This window comes from Pelomonas cellulosilytica (assembly GCF_021353265.1).
In the GTDB taxonomy this organism is placed as follows: Bacteria; Pseudomonadota; Gammaproteobacteria; order Burkholderiales; family Burkholderiaceae_C; genus Pelomonas; species Pelomonas cellulosilytica.
The window spans coordinates 115,715-133,525 of record NZ_JAJTWU010000006.1; the positions used below are offsets into that span (position 1 = coordinate 115,715).

General features: G+C 67.2%; 12 protein-coding genes and 2 pseudogenes. 10 read left to right on the plus strand and 4 right to left on the minus strand.

What is annotated here, in order from left to right:
- The first annotated feature begins 37 nt into the window (after window positions 1–37).
- The gene (locus LXT13_RS15930) at window positions 38–2,080 is read left to right on the plus strand and encodes a hypothetical protein (RefSeq protein ID WP_233372953.1); all 2,043 of its coding nucleotides are present in this window, start codon (window positions 38–40) and stop codon (window positions 2,078–2,080) included.
- 73 nt (window positions 2,081–2,153) lie between these two features.
- Here LXT13_RS15930 and LXT13_RS15935 read toward each other — a convergent pair whose 3' ends face one another.
- From LXT13_RS15935 to smc, 4 genes are all read right to left on the minus strand, one after another.
- Window positions 2,154–3,275 (minus strand): HD-GYP domain-containing protein, encoded by a 1,122-nt coding sequence (locus tag LXT13_RS15935; RefSeq protein ID WP_233372954.1) that lies wholly within the window; start codon window positions 3,273–3,275, stop codon window positions 2,154–2,156.
- A gap of 145 nt (window positions 3,276–3,420) precedes the next feature.
- On the minus strand, window positions 3,421–4,734 hold the full coding sequence (paeA, locus tag LXT13_RS15940; protein WP_233372955.1) for a polyamine export protein PaeA: 1,314 nt from the start codon (window positions 4,732–4,734) through the stop codon (window positions 3,421–3,423).
- Window positions 4,735–4,834: 100 nt separating this feature from the next.
- A complete protein-coding gene (locus LXT13_RS15945) occupies window positions 4,835–5,896 on the minus strand; it encodes a cell division protein ZipA C-terminal FtsZ-binding domain-containing protein (protein ID WP_233372956.1) in 1,062 nt (353 codons plus the stop codon).
- Window positions 5,893–9,408: a chromosome segregation protein SMC gene (gene smc / locus LXT13_RS15950; protein WP_233372957.1), complete on the minus strand. Its 3,516-nt coding sequence runs from the start codon at window positions 9,406–9,408 to the stop codon at window positions 5,893–5,895. The genes LXT13_RS15945 and smc overlap by 4 nt, the downstream gene beginning before the upstream one ends.
- A 158-nt stretch (window positions 9,409–9,566) precedes the next feature.
- Between smc and queF the strand changes: the two genes are divergently transcribed.
- The 9 genes and pseudogenes from queF to LXT13_RS15995 all read left to right on the plus strand — a co-directional run bounded on the left by queF (window position 9,567) and on the right by LXT13_RS15995 (window position 17,755).
- Window positions 9,567–10,007: a preQ(1) synthase gene (queF, locus tag LXT13_RS15955; protein ID WP_233373213.1), complete on the plus strand. Its 441-nt coding sequence runs from the start codon at window positions 9,567–9,569 to the stop codon at window positions 10,005–10,007.
- A 1-nt stretch (window position 10,008) separates the two neighbouring features.
- Window positions 10,009–11,202: a succinyldiaminopimelate transaminase gene (gene dapC / locus LXT13_RS15960; protein ID WP_233372958.1), complete on the plus strand. Its 1,194-nt coding sequence runs from the start codon at window positions 10,009–10,011 to the stop codon at window positions 11,200–11,202.
- A complete protein-coding gene (dapD, locus tag LXT13_RS15965) occupies window positions 11,199–12,023 on the plus strand; it encodes a 2,3,4,5-tetrahydropyridine-2,6-dicarboxylate N-succinyltransferase (protein WP_233372959.1) in 825 nt (274 codons plus the stop codon). The genes dapC and dapD overlap by 4 nt, the downstream gene beginning before the upstream one ends.
- Before the next feature lie 2 nt (window positions 12,024–12,025).
- Complete coding sequence (locus LXT13_RS15970; RefSeq protein WP_233372960.1) at window positions 12,026–13,189, plus strand: PilT/PilU family type 4a pilus ATPase; 1,164 nt, start codon at window positions 12,026–12,028, stop codon at window positions 13,187–13,189.
- Window positions 13,186–14,058, plus strand: a complete 873-nt coding sequence (gene prmB / locus LXT13_RS15975; RefSeq protein WP_233372961.1) for a 50S ribosomal protein L3 N(5)-glutamine methyltransferase — start codon at window positions 13,186–13,188, stop codon at window positions 14,056–14,058. The genes LXT13_RS15970 and prmB overlap by 4 nt, the downstream gene beginning before the upstream one ends.
- A complete protein-coding gene (locus LXT13_RS15980; RefSeq protein ID WP_233372962.1) occupies window positions 14,055–15,998 on the plus strand; it encodes an ATP-binding cassette domain-containing protein in 1,944 nt (647 codons plus the stop codon). Before prmB ends, LXT13_RS15980 begins: the two co-directional genes overlap by 4 nt.
- A gap of 97 nt (window positions 15,999–16,095) precedes the next feature.
- Window positions 16,096–16,731 (plus strand): annotated as a pseudogene (locus tag LXT13_RS15985) (transposase); the annotation flags it as partial.
- Window positions 16,732–16,917 (plus strand): annotated as a pseudogene (locus LXT13_RS15990) (5'-nucleotidase); the annotation flags it as partial.
- A complete protein-coding gene (locus LXT13_RS15995; protein ID WP_233373226.1) occupies window positions 16,862–17,755 on the plus strand; it encodes a hypothetical protein in 894 nt (297 codons plus the stop codon). The pseudogene LXT13_RS15990 and the gene LXT13_RS15995, both read left to right, overlap by 56 nt.
- Window positions 17,756–17,811: the final 56 nt, after the last annotated feature.

The window sequence follows — 17,811 nt, forward strand, 5'->3', positions numbered from 1 at the left end:
CCTCACCCGACGACATCTCCTCCTCACCACCGCAGGCATGGCCAGTGTCTGGGGCGCGCCTACGCTCGCCGCCACTACGCCAACGCCCGCCGTCAAGGGCACCATCGACACCCGCCAGCGATTCAAGCCCATCAACCCGTACCTCTACGGCGGCTTCCTGGAACACGGCGCCAACATCATCAACCACACGATGTGGGCCGAGATGCTGCACGACCGCAAGTTCTTCTACGGCGTGTTGTCGGCCGAGGAGCCCAGGCCTGACCCGAAGGACTTCCGCGCGTCGATGGCCTACATCCACAAGTGGACGGCGGTCGGCCCGATGGACAGCCTCTCCCTCGACAAGGCGGACGCCTACGTCGGCGAGCACAGCCCGGCCATCGGGCTGTCACCCACCGAGCCGCGCGGCATCACACAGGGCCACATCGCGCTCGTCAATGACAAGGCCTACACCGGTCGCATCGTGTTGAAGGCGGCGCGGCCGACGACGGTCACATTGACGCTCGCTGAAGGCCGTGGCCGCGAGCAGACGGTCAAGGTCCAGGCCACATCGGCATGGAGCACCATACCCTTCACGTTCACCGCCACCGGCGACACGATGGACGCGCGCCTGAGCATCACCGCAACCGGCTCGGGCACGCTGCTGATCGGCGCCGTCTCGCTGATGCCGGCCGACAACATCAAGGGCTTCCGTGCCGACACCATCGCGTTGATGAAGGAGATGGACTGCAAGATCCTGCGCATGCCGGGCGGCAACTTCATCTCGGGGCCTTACGACTGGAAGAACACCATCGGCGACCCCGACAAGCGACCGCCCGTCTTCGACCCCGTCTGGAAGGCGTTGCAGCCCAACGACGCCGGCCTGGATGAGCTGCTGCAGATGTGCGAGCTCATCCGTTGCGAGCCCTACTGGTGCGTCAACACGGGCTTCGGCGAGGCGCGCTCGGGTGCCGAGATCGTCGAGTATGTCAACGGCGCCGCCAACACCTTCTGGGGCGCCAAGCGCGCCGCGAACGGCCATGTACAGCCCTACAAGGTCAAGTACTGGAACATCGGCAATGAGATGTACGGCCACTGGCAGTTCGGCCACATGGCGCGCGAGCAATACGTCATCAAGCACAACCAGTTTGCCGACGCGATGCGCAAGGTGGACCCGTCCATCTACATCGTCGCCCCCGGCGGCTTCGTCGACGAGATGACGACCGGCCAGGGCATCTTCGTGGCCGGCCAGCCTGAGGTTAAGGTCGGCTCCGACCGCGACTGGGCCTACGGCATGCTGAAGTTCTCCAAGGGCAAGTTCGACGCGCTGGCCACGCACGCCTACCCGCCCGAGAACAAGCGCTTCGACCTGCAGAGCGGCAAGCTGTTCGACGTGAAGCAGACGCTCACCGAATGGGCGCGCCAGCCGGCCCAGCGCGTCGCGACGATGGTCGACGCCTGGGAGGAGTACAAGAAGCGCTTCCCCGAGTTGAACGACGGCAAGGTCAAGGTCTTCTTCGACGAATGGGCCTTCAGCTTCCGCGACAGCTACAAGGGCACGCTGGCCATCGCGCTGGCCTTCCACGAGTTCTTCAAGCACACCGACTTCATCGACATGGCGGGCTACACGATGGCCACCGCGTGGCTGAACGTCAGCCCGACGGGCTCCGTCATCAGCACCAAGGGGCGCGTGTTCCAGCTCTACAACCGGCACTTCGGCAGCATCCCCGTGGCCGTGGGCGGCAACTCGCCGCAGCCGGCGCCGGCCTACCCCGTCGGCGGCGATCAGCCAAAGGTGAACACCGGCAGCGCGACCTATCCGCTGGACGTGATGGCCGCGCTGACGAAGGACGAGAAAGTGCTTACCGTCGCCGTGGTCAACCCGACCGAGGCGGTCCAGAACCTCGAACTGGCGCTGGACGGCTTCAACAGCGGCGCCAAGGGCCGGACCTTCGCCCTCGTCGGCAAGAGCCTGGACTCGACCAACGCGGTCGACGCCCCGCCCGAGGTGGTCATCCAGGAAGACAGCTTCGACGCGCGCACCCGCCGCTTTGAAGTCACTCCGGCCTCGATCAGGATCTTCCACTTCCCGCGCTCGGCCTGAGGCCCGGTCGATGGCCAACGCGTCGAACGCCGGTCACGCCAGCGACTGACGGCGCGATGGCCGACCGGCGCCGTCAGTCGGCGAAGCGCTCGCGGATGAGGCGGCGCGCCTCGTCGTCGGCCAGCAGGGCGTCCACGCAGGCCGCATCGATCAGTCCCCGCTCGGCTTGGCTGCGCAGCTCCACCGCACAGCGGTCTTCATCCCAGGGTTGCTTGTACGGTCGCGTCGACGACAGCGCGTCGTACATGTCGGCGACCGCCACGATGCGCGCAGGCACGGGGATGTCGGCCATGCGTAGGCCGCGCGGGTAGCCGCTGCCGTCGCCGCGTTCATGGTGGCCGGCGACGACCTGCCACATGATTTCCGCCGCCGTGTCGCCAGCCAACCCGAGGTCACTGACGATGTGGCCGATGAGCTCCTCGCCGATGGCGACATGCTGCTGCATCAGCTGCCACTCGTCGGCATCGAGCTTGCCGGGTTTCAGAAGGATGGCGTCGGGGATGCCGACTTTGCCGATGTCGTGCAGCGGCGCGAACAGATGCAGGTATTCGATGGCCTCGTCGCTGAGCCCGTAGCGCTCGGCCACACCGCGTGCGATGAGTCGCGAGTACTTGGCCATGCGCTCGAGGTGGTGGCCCGTCTCCACGTCGCGGATGCGGGCCAGGCCGGTGGCAATGTCCACCGCGCCGATGAGCTGCTGCACGGCGGAGATCCGCAGCAGGTAGAGCTGCGAGACGATGTCTGCGAACTGGTCCAACACCTGCGTCACGGCCGGCACGAAGGCCGCGCGCCGGGTCGAGTCGAAGAACAGGAAGGCGGCCAGCTCGGTGCCACGAAAGATGGGCAGCGTGTAGCTGCTGCGAAACTCCTGTGCCTTCAGCCACGCGGTGTGCGCCGCGGCGGCATGGAAGGATTCTTCGATGTCGTCGACGACGCGCGCAGTGCGCTCCTGGCGAAGGCGCAACAGCGATGGCACGCTGGACAGCGTGGCCTCGTACTGCTGCAGCGTGCGGCCATTCAGATTGCTGCTGACGAAGGTCTTGAGCAGATCGGTGGCCGGGTCATAAAGCGCCAACGCCACGCGCTCGATGATCGGATAACGACCGCGCAGCAGGCCATGCAGGCTCTGCAGGCGTTGCCCGAAGCCGGAGCGCTCGATCTCGGCGCGATGAAGGACGTGTGCGGATGAGCTCATGGCAACACCGTCAAGACGACGCGACGATGTTAGGCCGGCACCCTCGGGCCGCCGTTCACTTCAAGTCGGCCCGAAGCGGCAATTCTTCCCGGTCCAGGGCTGGCCGTAGGCGCTGGATGCGGCCCAAAGGCGTGGCTCGCCCGGCTCAGGCCCGGGTTTGATGGCCTGCGGCGCCACCGGCACGGATGATCATGACCTGGTCCACCCTGTAGGCGTCCACGTCGACGACCTCGAAGCGCCAGCCCTCCCACTCTACGACGTCCGTTCGGCGCGGGATGCGGCGCAGCATCACCATCAGGAAGCCGGCCAGCGTGTCGTAGGTACCGGCATGCGGCCAGCCTTCGATGCCCAGCGCCCGCTCCACATCGGGGATGGGCGTGATGCCGTCGGCAAGGAACGAGCCGTCCTCGCGCCGCACGATCTGCTCCTCGTCGTGCGGCGCGACGAGTGAGCCCATCACCGTGCTCATCACGTCGTTCAGCGTCACGACGCCCACGACGAGGCTGTACTCGTTGACGATGACGGCAAAGTCCTCGTGCGCCTCGCGGAACTGGATCAGCATCTCCGACAACGTCAGCCGGTCGGGCACGATGAGGACCTTCTTGACGAGGTCGCCGCCCGCCAGCGACAGCGGCTCGCCGCGCAGCACGCGCTGGAACAGGTCGGTGGCATCCACATAACCCGCGACTTGGTCGATGTCGCCGTCGCCGTCGCAGACCAGGTAGGTCGAATGCGGCGTCTCGGCAATGCGGTTGCGGATTAGCGCATCGTCGTCATCGCGGCTGAAGAACACGATGCGCTCGCGCGTCGTCATCACCGTCTCCACGGTGCGCGTGTCCAGCTCGAAGACGTTCTCGATGACCTGCTGTTCTTCGTCGGCCACGACGCCAGCCTGGTAGCCGGCTTCGGTCAGCGCGAGGATATCGCGGTAGGTGATGGTCTCGTCGCGCTTGGCCGGCAGGCCCAGCAGCCGGATCAGGCCCTCGGTGATGCTGCTGAAGAACCAGGCCAGCGGCTTTAGCAGCCGGCACAGCAGCAGCATCGGCCCCACCAGCGCCATCGCGACGCGCTCGGGCTCGTTCATCGACAGCCGCTTGGGCACGAGGTCCGCCATGACGATGAACAGCGCCGTGATGCTGACGAACGAGCCAGCGAAGCCCAGCGTAGCCGCCGCCTCGGGCGCCAGCACGACGCTCAGCGCCGCCTCGAAATGAGGCGTGAAGGCCCCCTCACCCACGATGCCGGCGAGGATGGCCACGGTGTTCACGCCGATCTGCACGACGGTGAAGTAGTGGCCCGGGTGCGCCTGAACGGCCAACACCTGGGCGGCTCGCGTGTCGCCGCCGTCGGCACGCTGCTGCAGGTTCAGCCGCCGCGATGCGGCCAGCGACAGTTCCGCCATCGAGAAGAAGGCGCTGGCAAGGATGAGCAGCCCGATCAGCAGCAGCGAGGTAGCCACGGTTCAAGCCCTCGCAAGAACGAGACCGGCCGCACGGCACAGCCCAGCCGGCCATCGCGCTGGGGGCAAGCTCCGTGCTGGCGTGGAGGCTCGCATCGGTTCAGCTGAAGAGGCGCCTCGCGGCGGGAGAGCCCGCGGCAAGATCCCGGGCGGCCAGCGCTTCGTAGAGCTTTTTAAGCTCCACATCGATGGCGGCGAAGGCATGCAGGCCGAGCGCCTGGCCGCGGTCGTCGCAGACCTCGGCCTCCAGGTCGCGCGCCAGCGCGCGCGCGGATTCCTGCCACGCCGCGAACGGCTCCTGCTCGGACGGCGTCTGCGGCACGTCCAACGCCAGCGTCAGCTCGCGCAGCGACAGTGCCTCCGGATCCTCCGCAAGCGCGGCCTGCGCGTCGAACTGCAGCGTCAGCACCGGCGGCGCGCCGTCTTCGTGCGATGGCAGCACCAGGCGACCAGGCAACGCGCCGGCCACGAAGCCGTGCCGTGCGGCGGCCTGCTGGACGAAGCCGGGCGTCCACGCCGCAGCCCTTGCACGCAGCAGCAGCGCGAGCTGGGCATCGTGGCTGGCGGCGAACTGGTCCAGTTCACGGGCGCGGGCCACGACGTCCAGCATGTCCGGGAACTGCACGAAGCCGCCCAGACCCTCGGCAAACGCCTGGATCTTCTGCACGAACTCGGAGTACTCGATCTCGTTGAGCGCACCGCCGCGGTTGGCCATCTTGAGACCGGCCTGGAACTCGCTGTAGCGCTGCCCCGGCCCCGGCAGTTCCCAGTCGCCGGTCCCGGCATTGAGGCCCTCGATCTGGAAGGGCTTGGTACCGGCGCGGCGGCTGCCGGGCTGATGCTGCAGCGCCATCTCGCCAGACACGGGCTGTTCGACGGTGATGGTGGCGATGGCGTCGATCAATGCGTCGATGCGGTTGGACGGGCGACGCACCGGGCGGGCGACGGCGGGCACCGTCACGTCCATGGAATCCGGCGACACGACGGCTGCGGCATCGGTCGCCTCGGCCGCAGGGGACGGATTGTCGAAGTGCGGTTCTTCCATCGGCGGCACGGCACGCTTGGGGCCGGCCTTGCGCGCGGCCCAGGCGCCGTGGGCCACGACGCCGGCCAGCACCACGCCGCCGGCCATCGCGAGAAGTTCAGTGAGGGTGACGCTCATGCGATTTCTGCCATGGCGAGGGCCTTGTCCATGTCGACGGCGACGATGCGGGACACGCCCTGCTCCTGCATCGTCACGCCGATCAGCTGTTCGGCCATCTCCATCGCGATCTTGTTGTGCGAGATGAAAAGGAACTGGGTGCCGGCGCTCATCTGGGCCACCAGCTTGGCATAGCGTTCGGTATTGGCGTCGTCCAGCGGCGCGTCGACCTCGTCCAGCAAGCAGAACGGCGCGGGGTTCAGCTGGAAGATCGCGAACACCAGCGCAATGGCCGTCAGCGCCTTCTCGCCGCCCGACAGCAGGTGGATGGTGCTGTTCTTCTTGCCCGGCGGCTGGGCCATGACCTGCACGCCGGCGTCCAGGATCTCGTCGCCTGTCATCACGAGCTTGGCCTGGCCGCCGCCGAACAGGCTGGGGAACATGCGACCGAAGTGGTCGTTGACCTGATTGAAGGTCGAACCCAGCAGGTCGCGCGTCTCCAGGTCGATCTTGTGAATGGCGTCTTCCAGCGTCTTGATGGCCGCGTTCAAGTCGGCGCACTGCGAGTCGAGGAAGGTCTTGCGTTCGCGGGCAGCGGTCAGCTCGTCGAGCGCGGCGAGGTTGACGGCTCCCAGCGCCGCGATCTCGCGATTGATGCGGTCGATCTCGCCCTGCAGGCCGTACAGCTTCACACCGCCTTCCTCGATGGATTTGGCCAGCGCGTCGAGATCGACGGCCGCCGCCTCCAGCTGCTCGCGGTACTGCGCGCCGCCCAGCTGCGCGGCCTGCTCTTCCAGCTGCAGCTTGGTGATGGCCTCGCGCAGCGGGTCCAGGCTGCGCTCGAAGGTCATGCGCTGCTCGTCGGCCTTGCGCAGCCGCAGGCTGAGGTCGTCGTAGCTGGAGCGCACGGCGGCCAGCTCCTGTTCGCGCTGCACCTTGAGGGCCAATGCGTCCTGTAGGCCGGCCTGCGCGGCGGCGTCGTTGAGGCCGTCCAGCTCCGCCTGCAGGTTGGCGGCGGAGCCGGCCACGGTGGCGATTTGCGCCTGCGCCGTTTCGATGCCGCGCTGCAACTCGCCGCGCCGCGCGGCCAGCGTCTGCGTTGCAAAGCGTGCCTCCTGCACGCGGCGCTCCAGCGCGCGCAACTGCTCGCGGGCATCGGCCAGCTTGCGTTCGGCCGCGATGACGCCGTCTTCCAGCTCGGCATGGCGCTGCTGCGCGTCGCCCAGCTGGATGTCCAGCTCCTCGAAGCGCGCCTCGCCGACGGCGCGGCGCTCCTGCAGCGCCTCCTGCTGTCCGGCGATCTCGGCCAGTTCGGCATCCAGAGCGCTGCGGCGCTGCTGGCTGGCTTCGGCCTGCTGCGTTAGGCGCAGCAACTCGACGTGCAGCTGGTGAGCGCGCGTCTGCGACTCGCTGGCTTCGCGGCGCAGCGCGGTCAGGCGGCCGTTGGCGTCGTTGAACTGGTGCTCGATACGGCTGAGCTGCACACGCGCCTCTTCGGCGATGAGGTGCTGCGCGCGCGCTGCGGTCGTCAGCTGCTCGATCTCCTGCGCGCGGGCCAGCAGGCCGGCTTGCTCAGAGTCGGGCGCGTAGAAGGTCACCGAGAACTGACCGACCGCATGGCCTTGCGGCGTCAGGATCAGCTCGCCATGCGTCAGCTGGCCGCGCGCGGCCAGCGCAGCGTCCAGGTTCGTGGCCGTGTAGACGCCTTCGAGCCAGTCGTTAAGCAGCGCGACAAGGCCGTCATCGTTCAGCTTCAGCAGCGACGTCAGCTTGGGCAGCGTCTCGTGCGTGTTGGCGATGGACGCGGCCGGCGTCGAGTAGAAAGCCAGCCGCGCCGGCGGCGCGTCCTTCTCGAAGGCGCGCACCGTGTCGAGCCGGCCGACGCTGAGCGCGCCCATGCGCTCGCGCAGCGCGGCTTCCAGCGTGTTCTCCCAGCCGGGCTCGATGTGCAGCTTCGTCCACAGGCCCTGCAGCCCGTCGAGGCCGTGCCTGGCCAGCCAGGGCTTGAGCTTGCCTTCGGTCTGCACCTTCTCCTGCAGGGCCTTCAACGCGTCCAGCCGGGCCGACAGTTCCGATTGCTTGGCGAGCTGCGCATTGGCGTCCTGCTGGGCCGCGCGGCGCCGCTCTTCCAGCTGCGGTAGTTGCTCGGCCAGCTCCTGCAGCCGCGCTTCGGCGAGGTCGCGCGCCTCGACGGCCTCGGCGCTGCGGGCCTTCAAGGATTCCAGCGCGTCATGGTCCGGCGCACCAAGGGCGCGGCTCTCGGCCGTCAGGCGATCCTCCCGCTGGCGCAGCGCCCTCGCCTGCTCGTCCACGCTCCGGCTCTCGGCCGCCAGCACCTGGATCTGCTGCTGCACCTGGGCCACCAGCGCGCGCTGCTCATTGGCACGGGCCTGCGCGGCGCGCAGCGCATCCTCGTTGAGCGGCAACTGCGCCTGCTGCTCCTCGGCCTGCGCGGCCAGGATCTCACTCTGCTCGTCGGCGCCGGCTATCTGCTCGGCAATGCCTTCCAGCTCGGCGGTGGAGTCCTCGACGCGCTGGCGCCATTGCTGGTCCTGCGCATGCAGCTCGGCCAGCCGTTGCTGGGCGCGGTTGCGGCTTTCGACGACGAAGCGGATGCGCTCCTCCAGACGACTCACTTCCAGCTGGGCTTCGGCATGACGGCTTTGCGAGGCGTGCAGCTCGTCGCCGGCGGCGTAATGCTGCTGGCGGACCTCCTCCAGCGTCGCTTCAACCGCGCGTAGCTCGGCCAGGCGCGACTCCAGCGCGTTCTGGGCCTCGGCATGCGCCACCTTCACACGCGTCGCCTCGGTGCCGGCATCGCGCAGCTTCAGCCACCACAGCTGATGCAGCTTCAAAGTGCCGGCGTCCTGCAGTTGCCGGTAGCTGGCGGCGACCTCGGCCTGGCGTTCGAGCTTTTCGAGGTTGGCGTTCAACTCGCGCAGGATGTCGTCGACGCGCGTCAGGTTCTCGCGTGTGTCCTTGAGCCGGTTCTCGGTTTCGCGGCGGCGCTCCTTGTACTTGGAGACGCCGGCGGCCTCCTCCAGGAAGAGTCGCAGCTCCTCGGGCTTGCTCTCGATGATGCGCGAGATCGTGCCCTGGCCAATGATGGCGTAGGCCCGCGGGCCCAGGCCCGTACCGAGGAACACGTCCTGCACGTCGCGGCGGCGCACCGGCTGGTTGTTGATGAAGTAACTGCTGGTGCCGTCGCGAGTCAGCACGCGCTTGACGGCGATCTCGCTGAACTGGTTCCACGGGCCACCAGCTCGCGCGCTGGCGTTGTCGAACACCAGCTCCACGCTGGCGCGGCCCGCGGGCTTGCGGTTGCCGGAGCCGTTGAAGATGACGTCCTGCATGGACTCACCACGCAGCTCGCTGGCCTTGCTCTCGCCCAGCACCCACCGCACGGCGTCCATGATGTTGGACTTGCCGCACCCGTTGGGCCCCACCACGCCCACGAGCTGCCCGGGCAGCTGGAAGGTGGTCGGTTCGGCAAAGGACTTGAAGCCGGCGAGCTTGATCGAGTTCAGCCGCATGTAGGAGGCGCTAAGCCGTTGATTTGGCTAAAGAAAAGCGCCTTCAAGGGGCGCTTCGATGGGGTCGGATGATAGCATTCGCCCCCTCTTAGAAAGCTCCGACCATGGCCACGAAGAAGTCCGCCGCCACTCCTGCCAAGAAGAACAGCAAGCCCAAGATGCGCGAGGTGCCCAAGAACCCGCCGAGCAAGCCCAGCAAGGACCTGCTCGTGTTCCCGAACCCCAACCCCGAGCGCGACTACGTCATCCAGTTCCAGGTGCCCGAGTTCACCTGCCATTGCCCGTTGACCGGCCAGCCCGACTTCGCCCACTTCACGATCGACATGATTGCGGACGAGCTCTGCGTGGAACTCAAGAGCCTGAAGATGTACTTCTGGAGCTACCGCAACGAGGGTGCCTTCCATGAAAAAGTCACGAACGCCATACTCGACGACATCGTCAAGGTGACCGACCCGCGCTTCATCCGCATCACCGCCAAGTGGTACGTGCGCGGCGGCATCTACACCAACGTCGTAGCCGAGCACCGCAAGCCCGGCTGGACGCCCGCCCAGCGTGTGGACCTGCCGGCGCACGGTTTCGAGTCGGGGATGCTGGGCTGACATGAACCCCTTGCTGGAGAGGCTGCAGCCCTACCCGTTCGAGCGCCTGCGGCAACTGACCGCGGGCATCACGCCCAACCCCGAGTTCGCACCCATCTCGCTCGGCATCGGCGAACCCCGCCATGCCGCGCCGGCGTTGATCGAGGAGGCGATCAAGGGCGCGATGGTCGGCCTGTCCGGCTACCCGGCCACGGCTGGCACGCCGGCGCTGCGCGAGGCCATCACAGGCTGGATCTCACGCCGCTACGGCCTCACGCTGGATGCAGCCACGCAAGTGCTGCCCGTCAATGGGTCGCGCGAGGCGCTGTTCGCCATCGCGCAGACGGTGGTGGACGCCAGCCGCCCGGGCGCAACGGTCGTCTGCCCCAATCCGTTCTATCAGATCTACGAAGGCGCCGCGCTGCTGGCCGGCGCCGACGTGGCCTACGCCAATTCGGACCCGGCGCGCAACTTCGCCGTCGACTGGCGCCAGATCGACGAAGCCACCTGGGCCCGCACGCAGCTGATCTACGTCTGCTCGCCGGGCAACCCCAGCGGCGCGGTCATGCCGCTGGACGAATGGCAGGCGTTGTTCGAGCTGAGCGACCGGCACGGCTTCGTCATCGCGTCGGACGAGTGCTATTCGGAGATTTACTTCCGTGACGACGCGCCGCTCGGCGGTCTGGAGGCGGCTGCCAAGCTGGGCCGCGGTGACTTCAAGAACCTCATCGCGTTCACGTCGCTGTCCAAGCGCTCCAACGTGCCGGGCCTGCGTTCCGGCTTCGTTGCCGGTAACGCGGCGCTGCTGAAGAAGTTCCTGCTCTACCGCACGTACCACGGCAGTGCGATGAGCCCCCTGGTGCAGGTGGCCAGCATCGCTGCCTGGGGCGACGAGGCCCATGTCGTGGAGAACCGCGCGCGCTACCGCGCGAAGTTCGCCGAGGTCACGCCACTGCTGTCCGGCGTGCTGGACGTGGCACTCCCGGACGCCGGTTTCTACCTCTGGGCGGCAGTTCCAGGCGGTAACGATGTCGCCTTCGCCCAGGGCCTGCTCGCTCAATACAATCTCGCGGTCCTGCCGGGCAGCCTGCTGGCCCGGCCCGCCCATGGGGCCAACCCCGGCGCCGGGCGCATCCGACTGGCGCTCGTCGCCGACGAGGCCGAATGCCTCGAAGCCGCCCGCCGCATCGTCTCCTTCACCCAATCGCTCCGATGAACACCGCCGAACTGCAAAGCCTGATCGACCTCGCCTGGGACAACCGCGCGTCTCTGGACCCCACGAACGCGCCGGAGCTGCGCCAGGCTGTCGAGCATGTGATCGCCGAGCTGGACGCCGGCCGCCTGCGCGTGGCCACGCGCGAAGGCGTCGGCCAGTGGACGGTGCACCAGTGGATCAAGAAGGCCGTGCTGCTGTCCTTCCGCCTGAACGACAACCGCCTGATGGGCGACAAGGACCTGACCTTCTTCGACAAGGTGCCCACCAAGTTCGCCGGCATGAGCGAAGCCGCGCTGCGCGCCACCGGCGTGCGCGTCGTGCCGCCGGCCGTCGCCCGCCGCGGCAGCTTCCAGGCGAAGAACGTCGTGCTGATGCCCAGCTACGTGAACATCGGCGCCTACGTCGATGAAGGCGCGATGGTGGACACCTGGGCCACCGTCGGCTCCTGCGCGCAGATCGGTAAGAACGTGCACCTGTCCGGCGGCGTCGGCATTGGCGGCGTGCTGGAGCCACTGCAGGCCAACCCGACCATCATCGAGGACAACTGCTTCATCGGCGCCCGCTCCGAGGTCGTCGAAGGCGTCATCGTCGAGGAGAACTCGGTCATCTCGATGGGCGTGTACATCGGCCAGAGCACGCCGATCTACGACCGCGCGACCGACACGGTGAGCTATGGCCGCATCCCGGCCGGCTCCGTCGTCATCTCGGGCAGCCTGCCCAAGGACGGTGGCCGCTACTCGCTGTACGCCGCCATCATCGTCAAGCGCGTCGACGCCCAGACGCGCTCCAAGACGAGCATCAACGAACTTCTGCGCGCCTGATCATGGCGACCAGCGGCAACATGGAGCGCATCCTGCGGCTGATGGCCGAGAAGGGTGCATCGGATTGCTATCTCTCGGCCAACATGCCGGTGCTGATCCGCATCAACGGTCAGACGGTGCAGCTGTCCGACCAGCTCCTGACGCCGCCCCAGCCGCGCCAGCTCATCGCCGAGGTCATCGACCCGGCCAGCCTCGCCGAGCTCGACAACACGGGAGAGCTGAACCTGGCCGTGTCGGTCAATGGCGTCGGCAGCTTCCGCCTGTCAGGCTTTCGCCAGCGCGGTTCCATCGCCGGCGTGTTCCGCCACATCCCGCACGACATCCCGACCATGGACAGCCTGGGCCTGCCGCCCATCCTCGGCACCATGATCAAGGAGAAGCGCGGCCTCATCCTGATGGTGGGCGCCACCGGCACCGGCAAGAGCACGACGCTCGCCTCCATGCTGGAGCTGCGCAACCAGACGATGACCGGGCACATCCTCACCATCGAGGACCCGATCGAATACCTGTTCAGCAACAAGCGCTCGGTCGTCAATCAGCGCGAGGTGGGCCGCGACACCGCGTCGCTGCAGATCGCGCTGAAGAACGCGCTGCGCCAGGCGCCGGACTGCATCCTCATCGGCGAGATCCGCGACCGCGAGACGATGACGGCGGCGATCTCGTACGCGCTGTCTGGCCATCTGGTGCTGGCCACGCTGCACGGCAACAACACCTACCACGCGCTGAACCGCATCCTGTCGTTCTACACGCCAGAGTCGCGCCCGGCGCTTCTGAACGACCTGGCCGCCGGCCTGAAGGCCATCGTGTCGCAGCGCCTCGTGCGCGCCACGTCTGGCGGCCGCGTGCCAGTCGTCGAGATCCTGTTCAACACCAAGCTGACGTCCGAACTGATCGAGCAGGGCGATTTCGCCGGCGTGAAGGAGGCGATGGAGAAGTCCATCGCCGAAGGCTCACAGACGTACGAAGAGCACTTTGCAAAGCTGATCGGCGATGGCGTCATCACCCGCGAGGAAGGCCTGGCCTTCGCCGATTCGCCAACAAACCTGCTGTGGCGGCTGCAAAACGAGTCCAGCGCCCAGCGCCTGGTCTCCGCGCCACGCAAGGAAGAAAAGGCCGGCGACGAAGCCAGCTTCACCGAAATCACCCTGGACGTCCGCGGCACTTGAAGCTGATCGACTGCATTGACACCCAAGCCGCCCGCCTCGCCCAGGCGGGCTTGTTTTTTGGCCACGGCACTACGAACGCCTTCGACGAAGCGATGTGGCTGGCGCTGTGGCGGCTGGGCCTGCCGCTGGACACGCTGGACGAGCACGAAGACCGCGAGCTGACCGAAGCGGAGGTTGCTTCCATCTCCGCGCTGATCGATGAGCGCATCACGACGCGCAAACCGGCTGCCTACCTGACCGGCGAGGCCTGGCTGCAGGGTGTGCCCTTCACGATCGACGAGCGCGCCATCGTGCCGCGCAGCTTCATCGCTGAGCTGATCGCCGACGCGAGCATCGACCCCTGGCTGAACCCCGACAGCCGCCGCGTGCTGGACCTGTGCACCGGCAACGGCAGCCTGGCCGTGCTGGCCGCCATGGCCTGGCCGGACGTCGACGTTGATGCGCTGGACATCGACACCCATGCGCTCGCCGTGGCCAAACTGAACGTCGAGCGCCACAACCTGGCCCTGCGCATCCGCCTGCTGCAGGGCGACGGCCTCGGCGCCGTCATCGATCAACGCACCGGCCCCTACGACTTGATCCTCTGCAACCCGCCTTACGTCAACAGCGCCAGCATGGCCGCGCTGCCCGCTGAATACCGCGCCGAACCCGAACTGGCGTTGGCCGGCGGGAGCGACGGCATGGACTTCATCCGCGAGATGCTGCGCGCGGCACCCGCGGCACTGGCCGACGACGGCGTGCTCGTGCTGGAGATCGGCAACGAGCGGGCGCATTTCGAGGCGGCATTCCCCAGGCTCGAGGTCGTCTGGATGGACACCTCCTCCGGCAGCGACCAGGTGCTGCTCGTCACCAAGGACCAACTGCTGTGATCACGCTGCGCGACATCACGCTGCGTCGCGGCGTCAAGATGGTGCTGGACGGCGCTTCGGCGACGCTGCAGCCCGGAGAAAAGATCGGCCTCGTCGGCCGCAACGGCGCGGGCAAATCCAGCCTGTTCGCGCTGCTGACCGGGCGCCTGTCCAATGACCGCGGCGACGTGGAAGTGCCCCGACACTGGATGCGCGCCGAGGTCGCCCAGCACATGCCCGAGACCAACGACGGCGCGACCGACTTCGTGCTGGAAGGCGACGTCCGGCTGGAGGCCGCCAAGGCCGCACTGGTCGCCGCTGAAGCCGCCAACGATGGCCACGCGATGGCGGACGCCCATGCGCTGCTATCCGATGCTGGCGCTTTCGACGCCCGCGCCCGCGCGCAGACGCTGCTGATGGGCCTGGGCTTCAGGACCGAGCAGCTCGATGCGCCGGTCAACAGCTTCTCCGGCGGCTGGCGCATGCGGCTGCAGTTGGCCCGCGCGCTAATGTGCCCGGCCGACCTCATGCTGCTGGACGAGCCGACCAACCACCTGGACCTGGACGCCCTCGTCTGGCTGGAGGCCTGGCTGCAGCGCTACGAGGGCACGCTGATCGTCATCAGCCACGACCGCGAGTTCCTGGACGCGATCACCAAGGTCACGCTGCATCTGGACGAAGGCAAGCTGGTGCGCTACGGCGGCAACTACACCAGCTTCGAGACGCAACGTGCCGAGCGCATGGTGCTGCAGCAGGCCGCGTTCGCGAAGCAGCAGGAAAAGGTCGCCCATCTGCAGAAGTTCATCGACCGCTTCAAGGCCAAGGCCAGCAAGGCGAAGCAGGCGCAGAGCCGCGTGAAGGCGCTGGAGCGCATGGAAAGGCTCGCGCCGGTGCTTGCGTCGGCCGACTTCAACTTCGAGTTCCGCGAGCCGGTCAGTCTGCCCAACCCGATGCTGATGTTCGACGACCTCAGCGCGGGCTACCGCACCGACGACGGCGACAAGATCATCGTGCGTGGCGTGGACCGCTCGGTGCTGGCAGGCCAGCGCATCGGCATCCTGGGCGCCAACGGCCAGGGCAAGTCCACACTGGTCAAGACCATCTCCCGCGCGCAGGCGCCGATGGGCGGCACGATGACCGAAGGCAAGGGTCTGTCCATTGGCTACTTCGCTCAGCAAGAGCTGGACGTGCTGAGGCTGGACGAAGGACCGCTGGAGCACATGGTGCGGCTCGCGCGCGACGTCGGCCCGGCAGGCCGCGAACAGGAGCTGCGCGACTTCCTCGGCCAGTTCCGCTTCACCGGCGACATGGTCAGCCAGCAGGTCGGAAGCCTGTCCGGCGGCGAGAAGGCGCGGCTGGTGCTGGCGATGCTGGTGTGGCAGCGCCCCAACCTGCTGCTGCTGGACGAACCGACCAACCACCTGGACCTGAACACCCGGGAGGCGCTGTCGCTGGCGCTCAACGAGTTCGAAGGCACGGTCATGCTCGTCAGCCACGACCGCGCGCTGCTGCGCGAGGTCTGTGACGAGTTCTGGCTGGTGGCCGACGGCGTCGTCAAGCCCTTCGACGGTGATCTGGACGACTACCAGCGCTGGCTGCTGGACCAGAGCAGGGAAGCCGCCCGCGCCGCGAAGAAACCCGCCGCCGCGCCGGCGCCCGTGGCCGTCGTCGCGGCACCGCCACCGGCCGCTTTGCGCGAAGACCGCAAGGCCGCAGGCCAGGCCCGCGCGAAGCTCGCCGAGCAGACCCGCCCGCTGCGCAAGGAGATGGACGCTATCGACAAGCGGCTGCACGCGCTGGCCCAGGAGCGCGCCGACATCGAAGCGCAACTTGCCGAAGGCGCAGCCTCGTCAGCTATCGCCGAGATGGGCCGTCGCCTGAAAGCCATCGGTGACGAGCAGGAAGCGGCCGAGATGCGCTGGCTGGAACTGGGCGAGCAGATCGAGGCGCTGAGAGCCTAGTTCAGTTCCGTTGACTCGTCGCAAATTTCTTGCATTTGCATTCGGCATCGTTCGAACAGGAGATGCCGACTTATAGACGGGGCGACCGAAGGCCGATCTGGTCCTCAGCGAGGCGGAGCGAGCGCAGTTGAGCTCGATAGTGCGCTCGTTCCATGCCTGTGGCGGCATCGCTGCGTTCGCGCATCGTGCTGGCAGCAGCCGTCGGCGATGCCGACAGTGAGATCGCCAAGCGGGTGCAGCTGACCCGTACTACGGTCGGCAAATGGCGACGCCGCTCCATCGAGCGGAGCATGAACGCGCTGCGCGACGAACTGCGTCCGGCAAGCCAAGCAGCATTGACGACGAGCGGGTGGCGGATCTGATAAACAAGACGCTGTGCACCAAGCCCACCAATGGCGCTACGCCCTGGAGCGTCCGTGGCATCGCAGCAGAGACCTCGATGTCTGCGACCAGCGTGCATCGCTGCTTCAAGCTCCGGGGGGCTGCAACCGCACAGCACCGAATCGTTCAAGCTGTCCACCGATCCACTGTTCATCGAGAAGCAGCGCGATGTGGTGGGTCTGTATTTGACTCCTCCAGAGAACGCCTTGGTCATGTGCGTGGACGGGAAGAGCCAATGCCACGCTATAGAGCGCACGCAGCCGATGCTGCCATTGGGTCTGGGCTACGTCGAAGGCTCACGCACGACTATGTGCGCCATGGCGCCACAACGCCGTTCGCCGGTCTACTCGTCCGGCGCGCCATCCGCACGCTGATGAACTGGGACGTCGAGGTCGACGAGGCCATGTTCCTCGGCGGCCCGGCCAAGGGCGAGTTCCTCCGCGTGTTGGAGCCCGACTTCTTCTTCGACGACCAGGAGCGCCATGTCGAAAGCGCCGCCGTGCAAGTGCCGGCGGGGCAGGTGGCGGCAGGGGTCGCGGCGAGCCGAGCGGCTGGAAGCGAGCGACTCCGGAAGACTTCAAGTAAGGGGGGGCCGGCTCCATCGCCAATCTTGGCGTGCGCAGCCCATCAGAATCCCGGCCACCCCAACGTCTCTCAGGAGCAACATGTCGATCCGTGGCCTCGCCCTTGCCTTCTCCCTGTTCGCTGCAGCGTGCAGCGCCCATGCCCAATCGGTGCCACTGGTGATGGAGACGATGGGCCTCAAGATTGGTCAAACCGCCGCCGAGGTCGAGCAGGTCGTGCGTGCCCTGGGCTACAAGCAGGCCCGCGCGACCGCTTACCCGGCCAAGTTCGGTTTGCCGCAACGCATGGCTGAGGTGACGTTCGAGCGACAGAGGCAGGAGCTCAGGTCCGAAGACTTCATCATCGTTGCCTACGGCGCCATGACTGGCAAGCTGACCGCCATCAGCCGCTCCGAGACTTACGCAGAGCCCTTGATCGTTGGCGAAGTCGTGAAGGCGCTGGACCAGAAGTACGGCCCGCACAACGGTCGGCCCGGCACAGGCCAGTTCGGCTGGGTTGACCGCGCGGCCGGCGCGCAAGGGTCTCTGCCCGGCTACTGCCATGCGATGAGGGGCACGGTCAACTACATGGCCATCCTGGACAATGCGACGGCGGCTGGCTGCAAACGCGCCATTCGCGTTGACATGAACACGCAGTCCGACAACCCCAACGTGCCTTTCAAGCAGATCCTCGTCAGCATGGTCGACTTCGAAACGATGGCCGCAGAGGGACGCCAACTGGGCAAGCTGCTGGCACAGGAGCGCGAAGCGGAGTTGAACAAGCAGAAGCAGCAACCCTTGCCCAAGCTGTAAGCCACGCTGGCCTGTTTCTAAGGCCCATACCGCACCAGCACCTCCCCGCGCCCTCG

Excerpts from the sequence above, each read along its gene's own strand:
- LXT13_RS15935 (WP_233372954.1), bottom strand. The coding sequence starts at position 3,275 with ATGAGCTCATCCGCACACGTCCTTCATCGCGCCGAGATCGAGCGCTCC.
- queF (WP_233373213.1), top strand. The coding sequence starts at position 9,567 with ATGCGCGAGGTGCCCAAGAACCCGCCGAGCAAGCCCAGCAAGGACCTG.
- dapD (WP_233372959.1), top strand. The coding sequence starts at position 11,199 with ATGAACACCGCCGAACTGCAAAGCCTGATCGACCTCGCCTGGGACAAC.
- smc (WP_233372957.1), bottom strand. The coding sequence starts at position 9,408 with ATGCGGCTGAACTCGATCAAGCTCGCCGGCTTCAAGTCCTTTGCCGAA.
- LXT13_RS15995 (WP_233373226.1), top strand. The coding sequence starts at position 16,862 with ATGTCGAAAGCGCCGCCGTGCAAGTGCCGGCGGGGCAGGTGGCGGCAG.
- LXT13_RS15970 (WP_233372960.1), top strand. The coding sequence starts at position 12,026 with ATGGCGACCAGCGGCAACATGGAGCGCATCCTGCGGCTGATGGCCGAG.
- LXT13_RS15945 (WP_233372956.1), bottom strand. The coding sequence starts at position 5,896 with ATGAGCGTCACCCTCACTGAACTTCTCGCGATGGCCGGCGGCGTGGTG.
- LXT13_RS15930 (WP_233372953.1), top strand. The coding sequence starts at position 38 with ATGGCCAGTGTCTGGGGCGCGCCTACGCTCGCCGCCACTACGCCAACG.
- dapC (WP_233372958.1), top strand. The coding sequence starts at position 10,009 with ATGAACCCCTTGCTGGAGAGGCTGCAGCCCTACCCGTTCGAGCGCCTG.